The 7,413-nt window shown below is 32.8% G+C and carries 5 protein-coding genes; all 5 read right to left on the bottom strand.

Going from position 1 to position 7,413, the window contains the following annotated elements; genetic code table 11:
* Nucleotides 1-485 precede the first annotated feature (485 nt).
* Nucleotides 486-716, bottom strand: coding sequence for a DUF6095 family protein (locus H593_RS0107515; protein ID WP_028871885.1), 231 nt, complete (start codon nucleotides 714-716; stop codon nucleotides 486-488).
* Nucleotides 706-1,524, bottom strand: coding sequence for an N-acetylmuramic acid 6-phosphate etherase (gene murQ / locus H593_RS0107510; RefSeq protein ID WP_028871884.1), 819 nt, complete (start codon nucleotides 1,522-1,524; stop codon nucleotides 706-708). The genes H593_RS0107515 and murQ overlap by 11 nt, the downstream gene beginning before the upstream one ends.
* A gap of 130 nt (nucleotides 1,525-1,654) precedes the next feature.
* On the bottom strand, nucleotides 1,655-2,467 hold the full coding sequence (locus H593_RS0107505) for a DUF4249 domain-containing protein (RefSeq protein ID WP_028871883.1): 813 nt from the start codon (nucleotides 2,465-2,467) through the stop codon (nucleotides 1,655-1,657).
* 3 nt (nucleotides 2,468-2,470) lie between these two features.
* On the bottom strand, nucleotides 2,471-4,849 hold the full coding sequence (locus H593_RS0107500; RefSeq protein ID WP_028871882.1) for a TonB-dependent receptor: 2,379 nt from the start codon (nucleotides 4,847-4,849) through the stop codon (nucleotides 2,471-2,473).
* A gap of 76 nt (nucleotides 4,850-4,925) precedes the next feature.
* Complete coding sequence (locus H593_RS0107495; RefSeq protein ID WP_028871881.1) at nucleotides 4,926-7,145, bottom strand: NADP-dependent isocitrate dehydrogenase; 2,220 nt, start codon at nucleotides 7,143-7,145, stop codon at nucleotides 4,926-4,928.
* Nucleotides 7,146-7,413 lie beyond the last annotated feature (268 nt).

The raw sequence follows: 7,413 nt of genomic DNA, 5'->3' as shown, positions 1-7,413 counted from the left end.
AGCCAGCTTTAAGATTAAAGCTGGCTTGTTGTTATTTGGTTATGTCCTAATTATTACTGAACTTAAATAATAGTGTTTGGGAGTCTATTATTTTAGATTGTTTTCGTTGTAAGTGATATCATCATATCTGATCCAATACCTATTTTATTTGCTTGAAGTTTAGTATAAATGACGTTTTCAATTATGAGATTTGAATTAAATGAGCAGTCAGTATTATCATACCATGCGATGCTATAAATTTTAACATTTATTTATTTTCTTTCAAACCATTATAGTAATCATTGCATAATGTGTCAATACTTACAGAAACCGCAGTTTAATGCGTTGATTCAATAGTTATTAAATCCATAACGTTAACACATAAGTGAAATATTTTAAAAGATGTTTGATTGACGTCTAGATAACGTAAACATTAAATTTAAAGTTTATCAGTCTTGTATTATATAGGCTTTTTTAGTCAGTATTCGAAGTTGTACGAAGAAATATTATTTTTTAAACATACTATCCATAATTGTTTTTAATCCTTTAAAGGCAAAGTAGATGGCTAGAATGCAGATGATAGCTGCCGCAATCAGAATTGGAATATACAGGGGTTTATCTGGATTACTTAGTCCGACGTAAACGAGTGTAGGTCCTAAGAACATAAGTATAGCAGTAATACCCATTGTTTTCATGCCTTTTACTAAAACATCTTTGTTTGTTCTTTTAGTTTCCATTGGTATAGTTTTGTATTGCTGTTCTAACGTTTTTGTGTTTTTTTATTAAACTCTGTGCTTCTTCAAAACTAATGCTAAGTTCTTTTATAAGCATTTTGATTCCTCGATCAACAAGCTTATTATTACTTAGTTGCATGTCTACCATTTTATTTCCTTTTATCTTGTTGAGTTTAATCATGGTAGAAGTCGTAAGCATATTTAATACTAATTTTTGTGCAGTACCTGCTTTCATACGAGAACTACCGGTGACAAATTCTGGACCGACAACAACCTCTATTGGATACTGTGATACATTGGATAGCGGGCTATTTTTATTACAAGTAATACAACCGGTAATGATCCCTTTTGAGTTGCATTGATTTAAGGCAGCTATGACGTACGGTGTAGTGCCTGAAGCTGCAATTCCAATGACAATATCATTATGTGAAATGTTACATGTTTGTAAGTCTTTCCAGCCTTGTGTTGTTGAATCTTCAGCATTTTCTACAGCCTTTCTTATGGCTATATCTCCTCCTGCGATAAGTCCAATAACTACATCATGTGAGATTCCGAAAGTTGGTGGACATTCTGATGCATCAAGAATGCCTAATCGTCCGCTAGTGCCTGCGCCAATATAAAATAGTCGGCCACCAACTTTTAATTTTTCAACTATTTTTTCTACGATTATCTCGATTTGAGGGATGGCTTTTTCTACAGCTAGAGGAACAGACTTATCTTCGTTGTTCATATGTGTTAGCAGTTCATTAATAGTCATTTTCTCTAAATGATTATAATAGGAGTCTTGCTCAGTAGTTTTTATAAACGTCATATTGTAAAAGTAGCTCATTTTTTTTGCGTTAGTGGTAGCAGTGACATCCTTTTTGTGTTTTTTACAAAAAGATATAACGGATAACACGACGCTTTAAAGTTTCACTTTAAAGGGTAACGTCCAAAATATTTTACTCAACCGTATAAATTAATTCTGCAACTTCTGACAATCTAAAATATCCAAGAGGAAAATTTTTTGGATTGGTTTCGTTGATACAATTACCTCGAACGGTTGCAGGTTGTGTCTCGAAAGGCCCGCCACCTTCTTGTGCATTTTGCTGAAGAAGTATAAACATAAACTCATAGAAACGCTCTGAAACCCCATAATTTCTTATAGTAACAAGATCACCAGCTTCTAGTTCTTCTTCTGTATAGAAGCCGAAAATTTGATTACCATTTGTAAAATTGTCGTCATAGACTTCTAGAGTTGGAATATCTGGAAGATCATTCAGGAACTCAAAGAAATAGTAATTCTCTTCATTAATTGGATCTGTATAAAAAGCCTTGAGTTCTGTTTCATCTCCGCTAAAACCGCCTTCATCATTTTGTTCTACAAAATCAATATCAACAACAGACTTTAGTGTCTCTGTGGCTGAGTATATTTGATCTTGATATCTAATTTTTAAACTATAGGTTTCATTAATTTGTGGAATAAACGCGTTGTTTCTGTAAATTCCCGTATTACTATCTTCTGTGAACACAAATATATCATCCCCAGCTTTTGATACCGTAACTTGTGCTCCAGTAGCTGGTTGAATTTCATTGGCAAAATAGGGAGCTGTTAACGTTAGCTTTATTTCTTGTTCATTTCCTGGAGTATCTTTGAACCAATTTATTGAGGCATCGATTACTAATTTGGGTTCTATAGTATTCAAATCTACATCGATAACGTCTTCACAGGAACAGATTAATAAGGCTACTAATATATATAGATATTTTTTCATGATTTAAAACTTAAAATTATATGAAACTGATGGAATCACACCAAAAATTGCTAATCTAGTCGCTTCATTTTGACCTGTGATTCTATTTTGACCAAAATTAATTGAAGCTGCGTTTCGTCTGTTATAAAGATTATAAATACTGAAAACCCATTCACCTTTCAATTGTTTTTTTGAATTAGTATTGGGGTTATAAGTAGCAGAGAGATCTAATCTATGATACGTGGGTAACCTACTTAAGTTTCGAGCTTCATAATTTGGTATCGTTATACCGTTATATTCATATTGGCCATTTGGAAATGTACTAGGTTGTCCTGTTTGAAAAATAAAATTACTACCAAATGTCCATTTCTCATTAAATTCATAACTTGCTGTTAATGATATGTCGTGTGTTTTGTCAAACGGGGTATCATACCATTGACCGTTATTTATTCCTGCTTCATTTGAATTTCTGCCAGGTGTTTGCTGCTCAGATTTTGATAATGTATAGGCTAGCCAGCCTTTGAATTTTCCTTCATTTTTTCTAAACAAAATTTCTAGACCATAAGCTCTTGCTCTGCCGTTTAAAATAACTTGTTCTATAGCGTTATTAGCAATTAAATCTGCACCGTCAACATAGTCGATTCTATTTTGTATTTTTTTATAGAAACTTTCTACTTCTAAAGAAAATAAATTGTCCTTAAATGTTCTAAAGTAACCTACAGCGACTTGATCTAATAATTGTGGTTTAGCGTATTTTCCACTTGGAGTCCAAATATCTAAGGGTGTTGGGGAGGTTGTATTTGATAAGAGATGCAAATATTGCGTCATTCTATTATAACTAGCTTTTATAGATGATTTTTCATTTAATTGGTAAGCTAATGAAAACCTAGGTTCAATATTTGCGAAAGATTTTATAATATCAGTTCTCTCAGATTGTTCTGTCCCAATAGGATTTGCTTTTTCATAAATTTGAAGATCGTTATTAAAGATTAACGGATTGTCATTTTCATAAACATTAAGTTCATCTTGGCCTAGTCTCAAAAATGAACTTACTCTAAAACCATAGGATAGTGCTAATTTATCTGAAACTTGATGTTCTGCGTCTATATAAATTGCATTTTCAAAGGCAAACTTATCTGTTAATTTGAATGGATTAATTCCAGAAGACTCTGTAGATGGCTTAATATCCCCTGGATTAAATTTGTAATAAATACTGTTTAAACCATACTCTAATTTTAGATTGTTACTGAGATAATGTTTTAAGTCGTATTTAAAATTAAAATTTTGAATTCCTGAATTCCAATCAAATCCTACAAAGTTTAAGTTTAAACCGTAATAGTAATCTGAATAAATAGCAGACATATTTGAAAATAATTTATCTGAGAATAGATGGTTCCACCTAAAATTTACAACTGTATTACCATATGTATTTTCAAAACTATCTGAAATATTAAAGACATCTCTTCCAAAATAACCAGAGAGATAGATACTATTATTATCATTTAGGCGATAGCTTAATTTTGCATTTAAATCGTAGAAATAAGCAATATTATCTATATCGAATAATGGTAAAAAGAGATGTGCGTAACTACTTCTTCCAGCAATTAAGAACGACCCTTTTTCTTTTTTAATTGGTCCTTCTGCTAGTAGTCTGCTAGATACAATACCAATTCCACCATTCATATGAAACTCATTACTGTTACCGTCTTTTTGATAGATGTCTAAAACGGAAGATACCCGTCCACCGTATTTTGCAGGAATTCCACCCTTGTATAATTTAATATCTTTTATTGCATCAGGATTAAAGACCGAAAAGAAACCAAATAAATGTGATGAATTAAAAATAGTAGCTTCATCAAGTAAAATAAGGTTTTGATCTGCAGCACCACCTCTAACATTAAAGCCAGAAGATCCTTCACCAGCACTCGTTACACCTGGTAAAAGTGTAATTGATTTTATAATATCTACTTCTCCTAAAACCACTGGCATTTGCTTTATTGTGCTAATAGATAAAGCGTTAACACTCATTTGAGGTTTTTTGATGTTTAATTTTTCAATATCTTGTTTAATTATGACCTCATTAAGACTTTCTGTGCTTTCTAATAATTTATAATTAACTGTTTTATCTTCGGAAAATATTATGGTTTCAGTAACAGTAGTATATCCTAAGTAACTTATTAGCATTTTATAAGTTCCTTCTGGTAAAGAAATAGAGTAAAAGCCATATTCATTAGTCATGGTACCAGTTTGTAACGCAGGAAATATAATATTAACACCAATTAGAGTTTCATTACTACCAGAATCTATAATGGTACCACTTAACGTGAAATTGTCTTGTGAATAACTCAAATATGTAATTAGGAAGACTATTGTGGTTAAGAAAGAACGGAGGCTTTGCTTCATTTAAAGAAAATTTCTACAAAAGTACAAAAGCTCCATTTTGAAGTGGAGCTTTTTAATGTTAAAAATAGTCTAATTGTTAACCTATTATTTTATTAAGAGTTTCACTTGGCCTCATCGCTCTAGAAGTTATGTCTTCATTTGGCTCATAATATCCTTTTATATCTATGGCTTCTCCTTGTACAGTAATCAATTCTTCAACAATTTTAACTTCATGAGCTTGTAGATCTTTAAATACTTTAGCAAACTCGTGCTTTAATTCCTCATCTTTAGTTTGATTGGCTAGAGCTTCTGCCCAAAATAAAGATAGATAGAAGTGACTTCCTCTGTTGTCTAATTTATTAACTTTTCTAGAGGGTGATTTTCCATTTGCTAATAATTTATCTGTTGCGTCATCTAGAGTTTGAGACAAAATGATTGCTTTTTTGTTATTATTTACATTTCCGAAGTGCTCTAAAGAGACCGCTAGTGCTAAAAACTCACCTAGAGAATCCCAACGTAAATGGTTTTCTTGAGTAAATTGTTGCACGTGTTTAGGAGCAGACCCTCCAGCACCAGTTTCAAATAAGCCACCACCATTCATTAAAGGAACAATTGACAGCATTTTTGCGCTAGTACCTAGTTCTAGAATAGGAAATAAATCGGTCAAGTAATCACGTAATACGTTTCCTGAAACAGAAATTGTATCTTTTCCATCTTTGATTCTTTCGAGCGTAAACTCAGTCGCTTTGATAGGAGATAGAATTCTAATATCTAAACCAGAAGTATCGTAATCTTGTAAATAGGTATTTACTTTTTTGATTAATTCTGCATCATGAGCTCTCTTTTTATCCAACCAGAAAACAGCAGGAGTTTGTGAAGCCCTAGCACGAGTCACTGCTAATTTTACCCAATCTTGAATTGGTGCATCCTTAACCTGACACATTCTCCAGATATCACCAGCCTCAACTTTGTGAGATGTTAAAATGTTTCCAGAAGCATCAATAACTTCTACTTTTCCTTTTGAGGATATTTCAAACGTCTTATCATGAGAACCATATTCTTCTGCTTTTTGAGCCATTAGTCCAACATTAGGAACTGTTCCCATAGTTGTAGGATCAAAAGCACCATGTTTTTTACAGAAATTTATAGTTGCAGAGTAAATTCCAGCATAACTACTATCTGGAATAACTGCTTTTGTGTCTTGCAGTTTTCCATCTGCATTCCACATCTGTCCAGATGTCCGAATCATTGCTGGCATAGATGCATCAATAATAACATCACTAGGCACATGTAAATTTGTAATACCGCGATCACTATTTACCATTGCTAAATCTGGACCATGATCTAGAGCAAATCTAATATCGTCTCTAATTTCTTCACGCTTATCTTCTGAAAGTTCACTTAATTTCTCTAACAGGTTTCCAAAACCATTATTCACATCAACACCTATTTTTTCAAAAGTGCTACCATGTTTTTTAAATAAATCTTTAAAGAATATACGAACTGCATGACCAAAAATAATGGGATCTGAAACTTTCATCATCGTTGCTTTCATGTGTAATGAAAACAATACACTTTTGTCTAAAGCATCTTCTACTTGTTCGTCTAAAAACTCAAGTAATGCTTTTTTGCTCATGATTGTGGTATCAATGATTTCTCCCTGAAGTAATGATAAACCCTCTTTTAAAACTGTTGCTTTGCCAGACTTATCTGTGTGAACAATTTTAATTGTGGTTGCTTCTTCTAGAGTAACAGAAACTTCATTATGTGCAAAATCACCATGAGTCATTGTGGACACATGAGTTTTAGAGTCTTTAGACCATACTCCCATAGAATGCGGATGCATTTTAGCAAAATTCTTTACAGCTTTTGGTGCACGTCTATCTGAGTTTCCTTCTCGAAGCACAGGATTTACTGCACTACCTTTAATTTTATCATAACGCTTTCTTCGTGCTTTTTCGTCATCGTTTGAAGGCTCATCTGGATAATCAGGCAATGCATAACCTTGTTCTTGTAATTCTGTGATTGCAGCTTTTAACTGGGGGGCCGAAGCACTAATATTAGGAAGCTTAATGATATTTGCATCCGGTCTTTTTACTAATTCTCCTAATTCTGCTAACGCATCTGGCACCCGTTGTGACTCTGTTAAATAATCTGGAAAGTTTGCCAAAAGACGCGCGGCAAGAGAAATATCTCTACTTTCTATATTAATATTTGAAGATTTTGTAAACGATTTTATAATTGGTAACAGTGAACGTGTTGCTAATGCAGGAGCTTCATCTGTTTTTGTATAAATGATTGTAGGAGTGTTTTCCATAAAGTATTTAGAATTTAGTGTATTAAAATGCTTAGAATTTAAGCTGGGCGAATATACGAAAATTGAATGATTTTATAAACGAGGTTTGGGATAGGTTTAAGGGTTTTTTATACGATATTTCGTAAAAATCGCACTGAGGCGTACTGATGTATAATTTATTGGTGTATTGTTCATGAATAGTTTATCTTAAAATAGCGGACAATATTACTTTGTTTTTACGAAATGCTCTGCGAATATCTGAGTTCCTTCGGTAATCTCAGGATGACTT

The sequence above is a fragment of the Psychroserpens burtonensis DSM 12212 genome (assembly GCF_000425305.1).
Taxonomy (GTDB): Bacteria; Bacteroidota; Bacteroidia; order Flavobacteriales; family Flavobacteriaceae; genus Psychroserpens; species Psychroserpens burtonensis.
Note: the sequence above shows the minus strand (reverse complement) of the source record. Positions and strands in the feature narration are given on the sequence as shown.